Annotated in this window: 15 protein-coding genes; 9 read left to right on the top strand and 6 right to left on the bottom strand. The window is 44.0% G+C overall.

All coding sequences use genetic code 11. The annotated features are described in order from the left end of the window. Positions 1–26: 26 nt before the first annotated feature. A complete protein-coding gene (locus L1070_RS15035; protein ID WP_237126148.1) occupies positions 27–974 on the bottom strand; it encodes a D-2-hydroxyacid dehydrogenase in 948 nt (315 codons plus the stop codon). 73 nt (positions 975–1,047) lie between these two features. Here L1070_RS15035 and zntR point away from each other — a divergent pair, with 73 nt between their 5' ends. From zntR to L1070_RS15000, 7 genes are all read left to right on the top strand, one after another. Continuing rightward, a complete protein-coding gene (gene zntR / locus L1070_RS15030; protein ID WP_070985629.1) occupies positions 1,048–1,461 on the top strand; it encodes a Zn(2+)-responsive transcriptional regulator in 414 nt (137 codons plus the stop codon). Next, positions 1,445–2,626, top strand: coding sequence for an SO_0444 family Cu/Zn efflux transporter (locus L1070_RS15025; protein ID WP_237126147.1), 1,182 nt, complete (start codon positions 1,445–1,447; stop codon positions 2,624–2,626). The genes zntR and L1070_RS15025 overlap by 17 nt, the downstream gene beginning before the upstream one ends. A 113-nt stretch (positions 2,627–2,739) precedes the next feature. Then, positions 2,740–3,837 carry a 1-acyl-sn-glycerol-3-phosphate acyltransferase gene (locus tag L1070_RS15020; protein ID WP_237126146.1) on the top strand — a complete coding sequence of 366 codons (1,098 nt, stop codon included), beginning with the start codon at positions 2,740–2,742 and terminating at the stop codon, positions 3,835–3,837. Between the two features lie 118 nt (positions 3,838–3,955). Next, positions 3,956–4,204: a DUF1289 domain-containing protein gene (locus L1070_RS15015; protein WP_070985627.1), complete on the top strand. Its 249-nt coding sequence runs from the start codon at positions 3,956–3,958 to the stop codon at positions 4,202–4,204. 75 nt (positions 4,205–4,279) lie between these two features. Further along, positions 4,280–4,486, top strand: a complete 207-nt coding sequence (locus tag L1070_RS15010) for a DUF3283 family protein (protein ID WP_237126145.1) — start codon at positions 4,280–4,282, stop codon at positions 4,484–4,486. A gap of 1 nt (position 4,487) precedes the next feature. Then, positions 4,488–4,889, top strand: coding sequence for a GNAT family N-acetyltransferase (locus tag L1070_RS15005; RefSeq protein WP_237126144.1), 402 nt, complete (start codon positions 4,488–4,490; stop codon positions 4,887–4,889). A 99-nt stretch (positions 4,890–4,988) separates the two neighbouring features. Next, positions 4,989–9,404 carry an EAL domain-containing protein gene (locus tag L1070_RS15000; protein WP_237126143.1) on the top strand — a complete coding sequence of 1,472 codons (4,416 nt, stop codon included), beginning with the start codon at positions 4,989–4,991 and terminating at the stop codon, positions 9,402–9,404. Positions 9,405–9,453: 49 nt separating this feature from the next. Here the strand turns inward: L1070_RS15000 and L1070_RS14995 are convergent, their stop codons facing one another. After that, positions 9,454–10,401 carry an ion transporter gene (locus L1070_RS14995; RefSeq protein ID WP_237126142.1) on the bottom strand — a complete coding sequence of 316 codons (948 nt, stop codon included), beginning with the start codon at positions 10,399–10,401 and terminating at the stop codon, positions 9,454–9,456. Positions 10,402–10,403: 2 nt separating this feature from the next. Further along, positions 10,404–13,073, bottom strand: a complete 2,670-nt coding sequence (locus tag L1070_RS14990) for a bifunctional acetate--CoA ligase family protein/GNAT family N-acetyltransferase (protein ID WP_237126141.1) — start codon at positions 13,071–13,073, stop codon at positions 10,404–10,406. 208 nt (positions 13,074–13,281) lie between these two features. On the opposite strand from L1070_RS14990, the gene L1070_RS14985 reads away from it, so the two are divergent. Continuing rightward, positions 13,282–13,995, top strand: a complete 714-nt coding sequence (locus L1070_RS14985; RefSeq protein ID WP_070985622.1) for an SIMPL domain-containing protein — start codon at positions 13,282–13,284, stop codon at positions 13,993–13,995. Here L1070_RS14985 and L1070_RS14980 read toward each other — a convergent pair. The 3 genes from L1070_RS14980 to L1070_RS14970 all read right to left on the bottom strand — a co-directional run bounded on the left by L1070_RS14980 (position 13,980) and on the right by L1070_RS14970 (position 16,552). Next, on the bottom strand, positions 13,980–14,744 hold the full coding sequence (locus L1070_RS14980; RefSeq protein ID WP_237126140.1) for a transporter substrate-binding domain-containing protein: 765 nt from the start codon (positions 14,742–14,744) through the stop codon (positions 13,980–13,982). The two genes, L1070_RS14985 and L1070_RS14980, sit on opposite strands and share 16 nt — an antisense overlap. 114 nt (positions 14,745–14,858) lie before the next feature. Further along, on the bottom strand, positions 14,859–15,377 hold the full coding sequence (locus L1070_RS14975) for an NUDIX domain-containing protein (protein ID WP_237126181.1): 519 nt from the start codon (positions 15,375–15,377) through the stop codon (positions 14,859–14,861). A gap of 122 nt (positions 15,378–15,499) precedes the next feature. Further along, on the bottom strand, positions 15,500–16,552 hold the full coding sequence (locus L1070_RS14970; RefSeq protein ID WP_237126139.1) for an aldo/keto reductase: 1,053 nt from the start codon (positions 16,550–16,552) through the stop codon (positions 15,500–15,502). A 140-nt stretch (positions 16,553–16,692) separates the two neighbouring features. Between L1070_RS14970 and dinB the strand changes: the two genes are divergently transcribed. Continuing rightward, positions 16,693–17,754, top strand: coding sequence for a DNA polymerase IV (dinB, locus tag L1070_RS14965; protein ID WP_237126138.1), 1,062 nt, complete (start codon positions 16,693–16,695; stop codon positions 17,752–17,754). The last annotated feature ends 35 nt before the right edge of the window (positions 17,755–17,789 follow it).

The raw sequence follows: 17,789 nt of genomic DNA, 5'->3' as shown, positions 1-17,789 counted from the left end.
GGTTTAATTCATCATAATTTGGTTAATTAGATTACTCTATTGAGTTGCTCACCACAGTTAAAACTTTGAATATTATCAGCAATATTTTGCACAAGTCGTGCGATAGACTCTTTGCTGGCCCATGCAATATGTGGAGTGAGAATTAAATTACGCGCATGGTACATCAGCAGTGGGTTGTCGCTTTGTGCAGGTTCTTGAGACAGGACATCAACGGCCGCACCTGCGAGCTGATTGTGACTAAGTGCCTTAACCAGTGCTGCTTCGTTAACTATGCCGCCTCGCGCAGTGTTGATTAATACACAGCTTGGTTTGAGTGTGGCAAATTCTCGCTCATCAAATAAGTTGCGGGTTTGATTCGTTAAGGGGCAGTGTATTGAGATGATATCAGCCTGCTGTATTGCTTGCTCAAACGGCACGCGTCCTGCTCTGATGGTTGGGCTGTCACGTTGTTCGGCGATAATCACCTGTGCCCCAAAGGCTTCGGCAACTTTTGCTACCGCCTGGCCCAATGCGCCGTACCCAATAATAGTAAATTTTTTACCTGCAATTTCACTGATTGGGTGGTCCAGCCGGCAAAACATATCACTTTTTTGCCACAGCCCGTGATGACAATCTTGGATATATTGATGAACGTTACCCATCAAGTTGCCCAGCAGCGTAAATGTATGTTGAACGACACTGGGCGTCGAATATCCAGCAACATTTGTCACTGCAATGTTTAGCGCCTTGGCGGCATCAAGACTGATGTTGTTAGTGCCTGTGGCAGCAACACAAATGAGCTTGAGTTTGGGTAGCTGAGATAAAGCATCGGCATCCAATACTACTTTATTGCTAATTACCACATCAGCATCAAGACAGCGTGCGACTATGTCCTGTTTTTCTGTGTTGTCATAAATTTTTAGATCACCGCAACGCTCTAACGGCTCTAACGGTGTATTTGCGAGGGTTTGTGCATCAAGGATAACTATGTTCATAACTTTTCTCAAAAAGGCTTGACCTTGGTGTTTACTCTAAGGTTTATACTGTAACACAAATAGGGAGGCACAAATGAAAATTGGTGAAATGGCAAGATTGTTAGGTGTATCTACAGATACGCTGCGTTATTATGAGCAACATGGATTACTGTCGCCAAGCGAGCGTAGTGACTCTGGGTATCGCCTTTACAATGAGGCTCAGCTCAAGCAGATGCAATTTATTTTGCGTGCCAAAGAGGTGGGATTTAGTTTAAAAGAGACGTTCGAGCTGCTGCAAATTAAAGTCGATAAGAATCAACATAGTTGTGAAGAAGTAAAAGCGATTACATTACAGAAGTTAGAGCTGGTGCGTACTCGAATAGCAGAATTACAGCGCTTCGAGCAGTCTTTATCTAAGTTGGCTAAAAGGTGTTGTGGTGGACAAGAAAGTGCAGATTTTTGCTCAATTTTAACCGCGTTGGAGGATGTTGATGGAACTTGTAACTAATTTTTGGCAATTATTTTTGCTGTCTGCTCCGTGGCTAATACTGGGCTTGTTTCTAGCTGGCGTGATCAATGTATTTATCGCGAAAGACTTTTTGCAAAGGCACTTGGGCGAAGAAGGTGTATGGACCACAGTCAAAGCGGCTTTAATTGGTGCGCCCATGCCATTGTGTTCATGTGGTGTTATCCCTGCTGCGATTGGACTGCGCAGAGCGGGAGGCTCAAAAAGTGCGACAACTGCATTTTTGGTTTCGACCCCTGAAACCGGTGTGGATTCTATTTCTGTATCGTATGTTTTACTTGGGCCTTTTATGGCAATTATCCGACCTATCGCTGCCGTATGTAGTGCAATAGTGGCGGGTGTGTTGGTTGGCGGGGATACTAAATCGCAATCACCGACGACACATAAACCTACAACACAGGGCTGTTGTGACAGTGAACCTGCGGTTGCTGCGTCAAGTTGCTGTAACACAGAACAGGAGCAGGCAAGTACGCAAACGAGTTGTTGCGCAACGCAGCATCAAGCCTCTCAATCAGCCACTTGCTGTGATACCAAAGCCACTGTTGCAAAACAAAGCTGTTGTGACACGCAAGATACACCACAAGAATCCTTTTTAGGTAAAATGTGGCGAGCGATTAAATTTAGCAGCAACAAGTTGTTGTCAGACACTATGGTGTGGCTGATGATCGGATTGTTTTTTGCTGCTGTGGTGCAAACCTTTGTACCAGAATCGTTTTTGAGTCAGTGGGGCGGTGGCATTATTGCCATGATGGTGGTGATCTTAATTAGTATTCCTATGTATATTTGTGCAACGGCTTCAACGCCTATTGCTGCCGGTTTACTCATGGCAGGGGTTTCTCCAGGGGCTGTTTTGGTCTTTATGCTGGCAGGGCCTGCCACAAATATCGCAACTTTAGGGGTAGTAGGGAAAGAGTTAGGAAAACGAGCGGTGATTGCTTATTTAGGTGGCGTGATTGGCGTGGCAATTATATTTGGTTTTTTAACTGACTTCCTCGTTGCAAGCTATGGGTTTGCTGTTGAACCGATGGTACAAATGCAACATGAAATATTGCCTCAGTGGTTTACATTGTTGACTGGCCTCGTTTTACTCGCATTGATGCTACGTCTAGTGTGCCTGGATGTGTGGCAAAAGGTCGCTGGAAAATAATTGCTTAGCTATTTGCAAAGGTGGTCAGACTTGATAATCTTAGCTTCCTGCAGTTAAGCACGATAAAATACTGCGTTTTTCGGATTAATCCTTGAATAAATGAGTAGTTTTTAGTGGATACGTACGCACAAATAAGACCTTATAACGACGATGAAGTACCAGCTGCATTAGCGCGTTTATTGGCGGATAATGACTTTATTGATGTCATTGCAAAGTACAATTTACCTAGCTGGTTAAGTCATTGGTCTACCCTGTCTCGTCCACTCGTTCGCGCGCGCTTACGCGGCAAGTGGGGTAAGTTTACCAGCGTTGAGCAGGTGCAGCAGGAAGTGGCTTATTACCTAGAGATATTAATAAAAAATACAACCTCGAAGGTAACTTACTCAGGTCTAGACAAGCTAGATAGAAACGCGGCCTACCTGTTTATTTCTAATCACAGAGACATCGTGTTAGACCCCGCATTAATGAACTGGGGATTGCATCAACACAACATGAATACGGTGCGAATTGCTATTGGTGATAACCTGTTGCAAGTACCGTATATCACCGAGTTAATGCGATTAAATAAGAGCTTTATTGTGAAGCGCTCGGCCAAAGCACCAAAAGAGATGCTTAAGGCGCTTAGTCAGCTTTCAAATTATATTTATGATTCTCTACAGTCAGGCCACTCAATTTGGATTGCGCAAAAAGAAGGGCGAGCAAAAGATGGTATTGATCAGACCGATCCTGCCTTGCTTAAAATGTTGCAGTTGCAAGGGCGCAAGCTAAAGCTGCCGTTTGATGAGTACGTTCGCACCTTAAAAATTGTGCCGGTGTCTATCTCCTATCAGTATGAGCCTTGTGCTGTTGCAAAAGCCAAAGAGTTAGTACACAAACGTGAGTTTGGCGCTTACGTTAAAGCCCAAGGTGAAGATATCGCAAGTATTTTAGAGGGGATTCGTTCGGATAAGGGCCATGTTCATATTGCCTTTGGTGAGCCTATCGTCTCGGGTTGTGAAACACCCGATGAGCTAGCTCACAGTATTGATCAACAAATTTTGGGGCACTATTATCTTCATCCGAGCAATTATATTGCGGCAGGCGAAGACACAAAGGTAAGCTCAAAAGAGCAGCAAGACTTTTTGCAACGCCTCGAATCAGTACCTGAAGAGCTAAAAACCCAAGTGCTGGCAATGTATGCGGAGCCACTTAAGCGTAAGCTTGTGCCTTAACCAAATAGCTCGCGTAAAGGAAATAAATAAAAGCCACTCGCTTATGCGGTGGTTTTTTTGTTTGTTATTTGTCCATCAAATCGCGTTATACTTAAAGTAGCTAAGAGATGTGGACATTATGGAACAGATTGAAATTTTTGAGATCCCAAGCCCATGTAAGGGGATCTGTCAGGTCAATAACCGAGGTTACTGCAAAGGTTGCTATCGCAGTAGAGAGGAGCGGTTTGCTTGGAATAATTTCAGTGATGCGCAAAAAAGAAAGGTGATTGCTCTGTGCCAGCAACGCTACAAACGCTACCTTGCTAATAAAAAGCATCAGGATGCACAAAAACCGCCACAAGATGACCAACAATCTTTAGATTTTTAATCGCTTCCCAAAGCAGATGAGCGGGGAAAACCTATGATATACTCCACCTAAATTTAAACTTTGATTGTGATAGTTATGAGCTACAACCTTTGCAATTTGCCTAGACAAGAAAAATATCAAATCCAGCTGGACTATGAAGCCTCGTTTTGGGCCTACCAAATCAAGCGTGGTAAAAACACCCGTGAAGCGGTATATGAAGCAATCAATAGCCGTCCTATGTCGGAGCAAGCCACACTCAAACAACGCTTTGAATATTACTTGAGTATTATGCTTGCTGGTTAATATGCACATTACTTTACTTGAGCCAGTTGCTACACCTTTGATTAACAAGTTTTATCAACAGCATAAGGGGCGTGGTAGAGCAACCAAGCACGATCAGAATTGGGTTGTTAAAGCGCCCGACATCATAGCGGCATGTCGTGTACAAGATAAAGAGGGGGAGCTGTTTTTGTCCTCGGTGCTTGTTGCCGAAGACGTTCGCAATCAAGGAGTGGCTCGCGCCTTACTCACGCAAGTGATTGCGTATCAAACCAATACACTCTACACCTTTGCTTACCGTCATTTATGTGATTTTTACCAGCGGTTAGGGTTTTCAAACTGTACTTTACCCTTGAAATTGCAACCGTATTTTAACAGTTATGTTGCGCAAAAGCGTGATATTGTGGCAATGTGTTTGTCCAAATAATGTAATCTTATCGCTCCTATGCCAAACTTCTTTCAGCCCCTAATTGTAATTTTCTCTGTCGTTTTGCTTTGTTTTACCAATTTAGCTCAAGCGTCGCAAGTGAAACGTTTATCACCGGCTGAGGGCTTGTCACAAAGCTATGTCAATACATTGATGTTTGATAATAAAGGTTTTTTGTGGTTGTCAACGGAAGGGGGATTAAATCGCTATGATGGTTATCAGGTGCTTAAGGTTAAGGGGCCCGCAGGGGTTTTAGACGAAGCCATCATAGATAGAATCTATCAAGACCCGCAAGGTATCATCTGGATCACGTCCAGAGCCTCAGGACTTTACTCCTACGACCCAGAAAAAGATGCATTTCGTAAATATATGAATGGCCCTAGAAATGAACAAGAGTTTGTGCAGTTTGGGGTCAATGATATGTTGTCAAAAAGCAAACATGAGCTTTGGTTAGCTCGTGGCGATAACGTATCGGTGTTGAATGTAAAAAGTGGTGAGATCACAGTACAAATTCAACTGCCTATAGACAAAGAAAGTGGCTTTGTTCGTGACTTAATGTCTGTCGGAGATTACCTGTTTATCGCCAGTTCAAAAGGGGCATTTGCATATCATATTAGCAAGCAAAAATTACTGGCAATTGAGCATATAGCCTCGCCGCAGCACGAGTTTCAAACTTATACTAAGTCGTTGGCTCTACTTGATTCTGAAACCTTGTTAGTAGGCGCTGTACAAGGTCTATATCAGGTGGATATCAGCCAGCTGGACGATATGTTCGAGTATCAAGATAACCGTTGGCAATATGAAACCCTGCTCAATGACTTTAATATCTGGAAAATATCAGTTAAGCCAGACACCATTACGCTTGGCACCGACAAAGGGTTAATGTTTTTTGATAAGGATACGAAAAAGCTAAGTCGTGATCAGCGCATTGCACAAAGTGCTTATAGCCTGACTGATACCAGTATTATTGATTTTGTTGAGGACCAACTAGGTTCACTATGGGTCGCTACCAAAATGGACGGGGCAATGTATTTGCCGAAAAAGAACGAAGCATTTGTCAATATCAATGCATTAACCGTTCAAGGCGAAGGGTTTTCACATAGCAACGTGTGGGATCTACAGGCGTATAACGGAAACATCTGGGCTGCTACACATGACGGTTTGACGGAATATGATCCACAAACAGGTAAAACCAAAAATTATCTTAAAGGTTACCTTGGTGAAGCTGTCATGCCTGAATTTTCTGTGCTACAAATTCATTTGTATCAAGATGAGTTTTGGCTTATCACACATCGGGGCTTGTTTATCTTCAATCCGACAAGTCAAGAAATCCGTCGTCCAGAAGTGATGAACAACGAACATCAAAGCATAATGGAAGACTATGTTTTTGGTGTGACTTTACTGCCCGATGGTAATATGTATTTGGTCCACCCTGAGAGAGGGTTTTTCCATTACAGCATTGAGCAAAAAGAGATTAAAAAACTCCATGGCGATTTGCAAGATAAAGACCCGTTCTTATCATTTGGATTTCGAATGCCATTGTCGGATAAACCGGATCAGCCGTTATTTTTCTATGGCGGTGTATTGTATCGATATGTTCCACAAACTCAGGCATTATCAAAAATCTACGCAACACCGAATGCCAATGAGCACTCACCAGACAACTTACTTACCTACACCATAGATAAAAACAATATTTTGTGGCTGGCTATGTCCAATATGGGGTTAATTGGGTTGACGCTCGACGACTACGAAGTTGCACACACCATAGATTTAAGAAAGCTAAAGCTTGATACCCCCATGTATGAAATGCGCCAAGATAGCGTGGGTGTTATTTGGATGTCGTCGCACAAAGGCATATGGCGTTTGGACCCTGACAACCTTCATATGCAACAATTTGCAACTGATGATGGGCTATATACCAATGAGTTTAACTGGAATGCGTCAGAGCAACTCAAAGATGGCAGAATCGTCTACGGCTCTTTAAAAGGGTTTACTTGGTTTGACCCTGCTGTTGTGCGGCCAAAAAAGCCGTTATTGTCTCGGGTGAATATCACTTCAGTGGAACTGATGTCGAGAAAGTTACAGCAAAATGGTCTCAAAGCGATTGATGAATTGGTGCTCAATCATGATGACATAGGTTTGGAAGTTGCGTTCTCTGCGATGGTATTTAATTATCAAGATAGAGTGGTATACGAATATCAGATATCAGGTGGTCAAAAGACCCTGACGCGTAGCAATAATCGTGTTGTATTTCCTAAGCTCAACCCTGGCAACTACCAGCTGAAAGTATGGGCTAAAGACCCTTACACGGGGGACTACACTGAGCCTGCAAAGCTCAATATTAAAGTGCGTTATCCTATGTGGCGCTCGCCATATGCTTTGGCTGCCTACATTTTATTTGCTCTGTGTTCCTTTAGTTTATGGATGTATCGCAAGAACAAAGTCGAGCAGATGATCATCGCGGCTCACAAAGAAACTCAAAACAGTGAGGCGAGACTTAAATTGGCGTTGGAAAGTAGTGGTTCCGGTGTGTGGGATTGGCAACTTGATAACCACTTAATTTACCAACCAAGGTTGACCACGGAGCTTGAATACCCACACGATAACGTAACATTAGATGAGTACCTTAATATTGTGCACCCTAATGATAGAGCGCTGTTTCGAATTGAATGGCTGGAATTTGTTTCAACCAACAAAGGGACTTTCAATTGCACCTATCGCTTAGCACATAAACAAGGCCACTGGCGGTGGTACAAAGATTACGGCAAGGTGATGGCTTGGCAAGATGGTGTACCAGAGCGTGTGACGGGCACCTATACCAATTTAACAAGAGAGCGAATTTTTGAAGAGCGGGCGCGCTTGTTTGGTGCCGCGTTTGAACAAACACGAGATTGGGTATTCATTCTTGATAGAAATTTACGAATTCAAGCGTGTAATACCGCGCTACAACAGGCGTTCGATATTGAAGCAGAGCCTGACTCAAGCACCAAACTAAGTCTAGGTTTGAGCAGACAGGTGAGGATGCGTTATTTACGTGCGATGATTCAGCTTAAACCAGGCGAACACTACAGTTCTGAAGAGCAGCTGACCCAGCCAGGTGGTGAGGTATGTTATGTGCTGATTAAGGTAAGCGCTGTAGCTGATGCTCATGGTGAACTTGCAAACTATGTTGTTGTGATGACCGATATTTCGTCACAAAAGCGCACAGAGCAAGAGCTGTATCAGTTGGCAAACTATGATGTGGTCACACAGCTGCCAAATAAAGTGTTGTTTATTGATAGAGTGCAACATGCTTTGTCACAGATGCAACAACAAAGCCCCGTCGTCATACTTGCCTTGCGTTTTAGACGTCTCAAGCGTTATCAGGAATCACTTCCTGCAGAGCAATATGCCAATGTTATGCGTCATTTAGTAAGCATGTTACGCCAATGCTTTAGAGAGCAAGACAGCATAGGTGTTGAAGCAAGTCAGGAGTTTTATGTCCTGCTAGAGCAAGTCAGAGAAATTTCCGAAGCGACACGATGTATAAGTGATCTAATTCAGCGCTTTGAAAAGCCAATTAATATCTCGGGATATGAGCTGTCGCTGGATGTATGTATTGGGGTGGCTTGTGGACCTGAAGATGGCAATGAAGCATTTGCCTTGTGTCAACACGCCAAGTTGGCGCTCAGCCACGCGCTACAACAAAATGGCGCAGGTGTGTACTTTTTTAAACAGGAAATGAATCAACATGTACAGCGCACATTCGTGCTAGAGAAAGACCTGCGCCAAGCATTAGACAACGGTGAGTTTTCTAATCTGTATCAGCCGATAATTAATGGTACAAGCAAAACCATCGACGGCTTCGAAGTCACCGTGGACTGGCCAAAAATTATGGGCTGTGAAGGCGAAGGTGTGATAGCCAGTGTTGCGCAAACGGGTCTGGCGACCTTTATTATGTTACAAACTCTTGAACGTGCACTTTTTGAGCTAAAACAGTGGCATACACATAATTCAGAATTATATATCTCACTCAATCTGTCGGCGCAGGACTTTCAAAGTACTCAGTTGGTTGAACAGATCAAAATTATTCTTGGGCGTACCAATGTGCAAGGAAGGTATGTTGCATTTGAAATTACAGAGTCTGTAATGATGAGTGATATCAGTCATGTGATTGATGTGATGCACCAACTTAAAGCGCTAGGTTGTAGATTGTTTATGGATGACTTTGGTACGGGCTATGCGTCATTAACCTACCTCAAGCAGTTCCCAGTGGATGTGCTAAAAATCGATCATAGTTTCGTCAGTGATATTGGTATTGATAACGAACATGAAGTGATTATTCACGCCAGTTTATCGTTGGCCCACAGTTTGGGAATGCAATGTATCGCCGATGGTATATCAACACAGGAACAATTGCGTTTTTTGAGAATGTTGGGGTGTGACCATTTCCAAGGGCCACTATTTTGCGATGTTCAATCCGGTGAACAAGTTGCTGCATTGCTAGAGAGAACCTGGCAGCCTGTATTTTAACGTCGTTGGTGCCAAGGTACACCAACGAGATGGTAAAGCTGCTTAACCATCACAGCTTATTACCGCAGTGCTTGCAATACAGCGCATGTACACGTTGAGAAGTCATAACTTTTATGGCCTGATTGGCTTCGGCATGGCTTAATCCCAGCTCTATACGCAACATTTCAAGATGCTGTTTTTCACTGGGGTCAATCTCACCGTCAATCAGACTGTGCAACACCGCCTCATTAAATGCGTCTCGGCGTTTTCTCAATTGGTCGGCAAAACTAGAGGCCAATAAACCTGTAGGGATTGCGACCATACCCATGCTGAGCAAAGTGATCACGCCCCCGAAAAACCTTCCTGCTGCGGTTACGGGCACCACATCACCGTAGCCGACGGTTGTTAAGGTGGCCATTGCCCACCACATAGACTGTGGAATTGAACCAAATTTGTCCGGTTGTATGTCATGTTCAAGCAAGTAAATGCCACATGACGCCATGATCAACACCACAGACATAATAAAAAATGCGGCTAACAGGCTACTGCCTTCCTCTTTAAACGCTGCAAGTAACAACTGCATTGCTCGAGAGTAACGAGTGAGTTTAAAGATACGAAGTAATCTAATCACTCTGAGGAAGCGCAAGTCAAAGGTAATAAACATCATCAGCAGAGTGGGTAAAATAGCGAGTAAATCTATGATTGCCAAAGGAGAAAATAGATATTTGATACGCTTTTTCACATTACTGCATGAGAGGTTTTTGTACTCTATTTTGTCCACACTGCACCAAAGGCGAAGCAAATATTCAACGGAGAATATCGCCACTGAGACCAGCTCCAACTCATGAAAAAAATCTTGATATTGCTTAGCTAAACTGGGCACTGACTCAAGCACAATGGCTATGACGTTAACCATGATCAAGGTAATTAAAAAGATGTCCAGATAGCGTCCAGCCTTGTAGTAGTGGCCACTGCCTTCCAATAGTGCAGCTGTTTTCTCACGATAAGTAGATAGCATAATTAATTTAGTTTTAGTTGCATGTTGAGTGTGCCTTCTTCAAAGTCACGGGTGATGGTGAAACCGAGCTTTCTCGAAAGTTCAATCATACCGCTGTTCTCTGGTAGGGTAATCCCATTGAGGGTTTTTATTCCTTGTTTTGCAGCGTAATCAATAATGGCGCTCATAAGAATACGGCCCAACCCCAGCCCTTTGGACTGAGAGCGCACAACGACAGCAAATTCTGCACTGCTATTATCTGGTTCTATCAGGATGCGCGATACGCCAAGTGTCCTATAGCTGCTTTTGTAGGGCTGAGTAACGATAAATGCCATTTCACGGTCGTAATCTATCTGAGTCATTTTAGCCAGTTGCTCATGATTAAATTGCGGAAGCTCACCAAAGAAGCGCCGATATCTATCTTCTTTTGTTAGCGACTGATCAAATTCCTGATGGGTGCGCTCGTCTTCAGGTCGAATGGGCCTCAAGGTGACAGTTTCACCGTTTTTTAGAGTGACATTTTTCACCAGATCTTTTGGGTAAGGTCTTATTACAAGCCGTTTTTTACCGACCTTGGGTTGGTATGGAACAAGCGTGACGTTGGCATCCAGCACTAAAAATTGTCCATTACTAGCCAAAATAGGGTTTAACTCAATACTATCGATATCAGGCTGATCGATGATCAGCTGTGAAATACGCGTAAGTAAATCGCATAATCTATACTTATCGACCTTGTCTGGAAGCGCTCGCTCCTTAAGTACGCCTTTGTCATGAGCCGCTGCTATCAAATATTTGGCAAGATTCATATTCAGAGGGGGAAATGCCACAGCTGCTTGCGAAAACTCCAAACCCGTACCGGCTTCACCAAGTAAGATAACAGGGCCAAAGTTTGGCTCAGTTTTTAGTGCAATACGTAGCTCTTGTGCACCAGCTCTTGGTGCCATTTTTTGCAAAGAAAAGCCCTCAATAATGGCATCTGGATAGGCCTTTTTAATCCTCAATAGCATAGCAAAAGCACTTTGCTCAACTTCGTGACTATCGTTCAAGTTGAGCACGACTCCGCCCACCTCCGACTTGGATGCAATGGAAGGGCTGAGCAACTTAAGCGCGACGGGAAAACCAAGCTCAATGGCTTGCTCTTTCGCTTCTGTTGGCGTCATCGCCACGCGTGTATCGATACACTCAATATTGTATTGGGCCAGCACTTGGCTTGCTAAATGCGTTGAGAGCTGAGAATGTCCTTCTTTGAGCAGCATTTGAATGGTTTTTCTCGCCGCTTTGCTATTAATTTGGCTATTGTCACTGCCAGATTCAGGTGTTTGTGTTAGGTGTTTTTGATTGCGCCGATAACTGACTAGGTGCATAAAAGCGCCCACAGCGCCCTCAGGTGTGCGATAGGTCGCAATACTATGGTTGGCGCAAATGTCTCGCGCTGCATAGGCCGCACGTTCTCCCATAAAGTTAGTCATCACAAACGGGCGGGCCATTTTAGGAATGGTTTGCAACGTATTGGCAATGATTTTGGCGTACTCTTCGCTGGGTGCTAGCGCTGAGGGGGTGTGAATGATCAGTAAGTTTTTTACCTCAGGGGCTTTGAGTAATATTTCCAAAGCTTTTTGGTAGCGCATAGGCGAGGAGTCACCAAACAAATCAATTGGGTTTGTGGTCATATTCGATTGTGGGATCACGGCATTGAGTGCTGCGCGAGTCGTCTCATCCAATTGCGTTAACTTGCCAGAGCGCTGTAGTAGGGTATCAACCGCCATGATCCCAGGGCCACCGCCATTGGTTAATATAGTCAGTTGTTCTACCTGAAGTAATTTAGGGTGTAAGGCAAGTGTTTGGGTTGCAGCAAACAGCTCTCTTAGGTCACTTACTCTGAGCATACCTGCACGTTGAAACATCGCATCATAAACTGAGTCATCAGAGGTTCTCCCACCAGTATGAATGTATGCGGCCTCGGCTCCTGCGTGAGTTTTGCCTGTTTTGATGACAATGACTGGCTTGCTAAACGCTGCGGCTCTAGCGGCTGAAATGAAGCGCCTAACATCATCAATATTGTCTATGTACAACAAAATGGCTTTGGTTTTTGCGTCACGACCAAGAAAATCAAGTAACTCGTCAAAATCAATGCCAAGGCAATCACCTACTGATACAAAATAGGAAAAGCCAATTCGCTTACTCTGGGCCCAGTCCAAAATCGTTGAGCAAACCGCTGCTGATTGTGAAACGAATGCCAATTTACCTGGCTCGGCAACGGTGTGTGAAAAGCTGGCATTAAGACCAATATGTGGTACAAGCAACCCCAAACAGTTTGGACCAAGCAACTGAATATTATGCTTATGTGCGATGTTTTTTAAGGCTACTTTTTGCGTGTTACTCAAACCTGCTGCAATGATAACTACATTGTAGCAGCCAATATTGCCAAGTTGTTCAATCAGCGGCTCTAACGTGTTTTTGTTGGTGCATATGACTGCAAGTTCAGGGGGGTGTGGTAACGCAGCAATGCTGGCATAAGCTAATACACCATGCACGGCATTATGTTTTGGCGTAACGGGCATGATGGGACCATTAAAGCCGCCCTGTAGCAGGTTTCTCATCACCACGTAGCCTGCGCGACCTTTGGTGTTAGAAGCACCAATCACAGCCACTGAGCGAGGATTAAAAAATTGTCCTATTTGTTTTACGCTCATTTACCTTCCTGTGTTAAATCTCGTCTACTGACATTTGTGTAGGCCAAATCGTACCGGTACATGGGTCGTTCAGGTCCCGAATTTAAAATTAGCAATTTGGCTGATGAAATCAATGATTTGTGCTATCACTGTAATCAGTTTTTGACGATTGATCGAGACATATTCTGCCTGACTTTGATCTGACAACTATTTATTGGAGTAACAAACCGTGAAAGAAGCATTAAGCAAACACTTGGGTGCTGCAGGTGTCTTGGCTATTGGCATTGTATTGAGTACTTGGCTCATTACTGGGTCTTTACAAGATATCAAAGCGATGGAGCGTACCGTACAAGTTAAGGGCCTAGCCGAGCAGGAAGTGATGGCGGATACCGTGATCTGGCCTGTATTTTATAAAGATGCTGATAACAACTTAGAGGCTTTGGTGGCCAGAGTCGAAGAGAAAAATACAGCAATTCGCGCATTTCTAACTTTACACGGTTTTGATGAGCAAGAAATGAGTCAAGCGACGCCCTCAATCGTAGACAAGTTTGCGCAAGAATATGGCCAAAATGAACGAGGCTTTCGTTATATTGCCAAATCTGGCATCACTGTTTTTAGTCATGAACCTGATAAGGTGAGACAGGCACTTGGCAAGTTAAATACGCTTGCCAAACAAGGTATTGCGATCACTCAGGATGATTATCAAAATCGTATAGAGTATATGTTTACTGGATTGAATGACATCAAACCACACATGGTACAAGAGGCGACTCAAAAAGCGCGTGAAGTGGCGCTTAAGTTTGCGAAAGATTCCGACTCTAAACTTGGTAAGATTAAGTCGGCGCGCCAAGGGCAGTTTAGCATTAGTGACAGAGATAGTAATACGCCGCAAATTAAAACGGTACGCGTGGTAACCAGCGTTGAGTATTACTTGTCAGATTGAGGCGTTGCTAGCTTCCAGCGAGCAAGAATTTGCTGATACCCACCGCTTTGTTTCAGGTGTTGAACTGAGGCTCTCAACTTTTGCACGGTCGCAGCGTCCAATTTGGGGTTAGCGGCTAGCCAAAGCTCGGATGGAAAATCAGTTAGGTGTAGTTTTTTAGCAACACCTCTAGGGTCTAAGCCGGTGCTGACGATTTCTTTTTCTAAGGTGAGCGTATTGGTTAGCACCAAATCAGTGCGCTGTTTGTAAAGTAACTGCCAAAGCTGATGATAGTGACTAACTAATACCAAGTTTTCTTCTTCATTAAACCCTTGCTCGCGTAAAAACCGTTCACTGGAGTAGCCACGGATAGTGCTCACGCGATATTGTTTGGCGCTTTGTAAGGTATCAATAGTTATGGGACTGTCAGCAAGGCTCACCAAGTAGGCATCAGCAAAGTAGGTTCGTGCAATCCACACTAACTGTTCGCTGCGCTGAGGGGTTTTCAGCAAAGATAACATCAAGGCATTGGGTTGAGTTTGCATTTCTTTGTAGGCTCGAGCCATAGGCACAATTTCAAATTGGCCTTCAAGCTGCGCATGCGATAGCACACTGCGAGCTAAATCAATTAGAGCGCCTGATGCCTCACCTCTGGCATTTTTAAAGTGATAAGGCGGAAGGTCTTCAGCATAAAAAGTGAGTGTTTGGGCGTGACTAGTAACGGACACAAATAAGATTATCAGAGTGCAAAAAAAGGGCTTTATTGTCATGTCACCTCCGATAATTTTATAGCTTGTGGATAATCTAATCACACAAGTGCATCAGTTAGCCGAGTGCTTTACAGTAACCAAAAATCACCTTGGGCCTCAAGCTGTAGGAAACCATCACATAGAATTTTGCATCAGCCTATCTTTTATTTGTTGTAATAAAAACAACTCACGCACCAAAGATTGGCCTTGTTTTTCACTATTGGCAAGCGTTTTCTGGTTGTGAGAGATGGCTTCGTCGATATTCACCCAAACAGGCTTCATACCATTAGCGTGCTCATAGTCTTCCATTTGCGGCTGACTAAATTGACCGCATGTCTCACATACATAGCAATCAGAGATGATATGAATCGTATCATAATCGTGTTTATACCAGCTGCGATATTCTTCATAGCGGCCAAACTCAGTGTAACTCAGTAAACTTTCGGCACCTGTTTCTTCGCGCAACTCTCTAAATAGTGCTTGCTCAATGCTCTCATGCTCATCGACGCCACCGCCAGGTAGTGAGTAATCATTATACCTTGCTGTGTATAGTAACAGAATTTTTTGGCCCTCTAGCACAATGGCTCTGGTGGTATGGCGGGTAAAGCAAGTGCCGGGCAATGGGATAACAGGGGTTGGATTAAGACTATACATGTCACGGTTAATCATATTTTGCAAATAGGTCTGATTATACGTGACCAATTAAATTAACAAAACTTAAATGACATTAAGTAAAACTCAGCCAACCTCTGGCGAGGAGGGCTGAGTTACTTGATTTAGAAGGGCGAAGGAAAACGCTGTAATAACTCGCCAATTGCCGCTTGTTGGGCATCATCTAATGTCAGCTCAAAGGCTTGTAGGTTTTCTTTTAGTTGCGCCATGCTGGTGGCACCGATGATGGTTGAGGTTACGCCATCCACTTGATTCACCCAAGCAAGTGCCATTTGCGCAGGTGTGATGCCAAATTGCTGAGCCAATTGTACATATGCTTTAACTGCTTGATTGGAGTGTGGCGTATCTCTGAATAAGCCATTGCGTTGCACATATGTCCAACGTGACCCCTCGGGCCTTGCGCCATCGATGTATTTGCCAGTCAATGCACCGGCCCCCAATGGCGACCAAGGTAAGTAGGCAACATCTTCATGAATGCAATTTTCAATAAGATATGGCCAATCTTTGGTATGTAATAAGTTAAACTCATTTTGAATGGCAACGGGCTTGGCAAGGTTATGTTCAGAGGCTAATCGCAAATAAGTGTTAATGCCCCAAGTTGTGTCGTCAGATAAGCCCCAATGGCGAATCTTACCGTTGTCAATACACGTCTGTAGTGCTTGCAGGATCTCTAGCATCTCACTGAGCTGTTGCTCACGGTCAACGTCTGAAAACTTCACCATTCCCGGCCAATGGTTGGCAAAATGTGGAGAGTTACGGTTTGGCCAATGAAGCTGATACAAATCAATGTAGTCTGTATTTAAGCGCTGCAGTGACGCATCAACGGCTTCGATAATGGTCTTAGCGCTGATTGGTGCGCCACCTCTGATCCAGCGCAATCCTCCACCTGCTATTTTGCTCGCAAGCACGACCTGCTGCCGCTTTTCTTGATGGCGGGCTAACCAGTTACCGATGATTTTTTCGGTTTCGCCATAGGTATCTTCTGAGGGGGGCATGGCATATAGCTCAGCGGTATCTATAAAGTTGATGCCATGGCTGAGCGCATAGTTTATTTGTTCATCCGCATCATGCTGGTTATTCTGTAGCCCCCAAGTCATACTGCCTAAACATACTCGTGAGACTTCGAGTGTGCTACTACCTAGTCGACTGAATTGCATGTTAAATCCTTGTTGAAGTTTTATTTGGCAATAAATGCCACGACGCGATTTAGTTTAGTGTATTAAAAGTGTGAGTAAAAGTTGCAACTGCGGTAAAATTATGAACATAATAAAACTGTATATAAATACAGTTTTTTGTGATGCGTAAATTCATACATATTGATATGGATTGTTTCTATGCCGCGGTTGAGATGCGTGACAATCCTGAGCTTGCAAATGTTCCGATGGCTATTGGTGGCAACAGTCATCGAGGCGTATTGTCAACAGCCAACTACCTTGCTCGTGAGTATGGTGTTCGCTCCGCGATGTCCAACTATCAGGCAAAAAAGCTGTGTCCTCAGTTGGTGATAGTGCCTGGCAGAATGGCAGTGTACAAAGAAGTGTCTACGCAAATCAGAGCGATTTTTTCTCGGTATACTGGTTTGGTCGAACCCTTATCTTTAGATGAGGCATATTTAGATGTGACCGATTGCAAGGCTTGCTCTGGTAGTGCCACTTTAATTGCGCAGCAAATTCGCGCCGATATTGAACGCGAAACGCGCTTAACAGCCTCCGCTGGGGTTGCACCTATCAAGTTCCTGGCAAAAATCGCCAGTGACGAAAATAAGCCCAACGGGCAGTTTGTGATCACACCTGATAGGGTGGATGACTTCATTGATGCATTGCCACTGAAAAAAATACCTGGGGTTGGTAAGGTAACGCAGCAAAAGTTGTTGGCTCTAGGGCTGCAATATGGCTGTGATGTAAAGGCCAGCAGTGAAGACTTTTTATATCAGCGCTTTGGTAAGTTTGGCTTGGTATTGTGGCGCAGGTGTCATGGTATCGATGAGCGAGAAGTAGAAACACATCGCGTGAGAAAGTCGGTGGGCGTTGAAACTACCTTTAATGAAGACACCAGCGATCTGGTAGAGCTTACTAAGCGACTGTCTGAATCTCTGTTCCCTGAGCTGACCAAGCGTGCGCAACCTCATTTGGCGCAACGGGGCATGACTAAACTGGGTGTGAAAGTAAAGTTCTTTGACTTTCAGGTAGTGAGTAAAGAGTGTCAGCATGAAAGCCTAAACCTTGAGATCCTATGTACACTTTTAGGTGAGCTGTTGTCACGCTATCCACATAAACCTGTGCGGCTTATCGGCATCAGTATCTCTTTGGCGGATGAAAATGTGCGCCAACCGCAGTTAAAACTCTTCGATTCAGACTAAAAGGTAAGTGCATAATGTGATAACTGTGTTAATTT

This window comes from Pseudoalteromonas sp. MMG022, assembly GCF_021654245.1.
In the GTDB taxonomy this organism is placed as follows: domain Bacteria; phylum Pseudomonadota; class Gammaproteobacteria; order Enterobacterales; family Alteromonadaceae; genus Pseudoalteromonas; species Pseudoalteromonas amylolytica.
The sequence above is the reverse complement of the archived record's forward strand: the minus strand, read 5'-3'. Positions and strand labels throughout refer to the sequence as shown.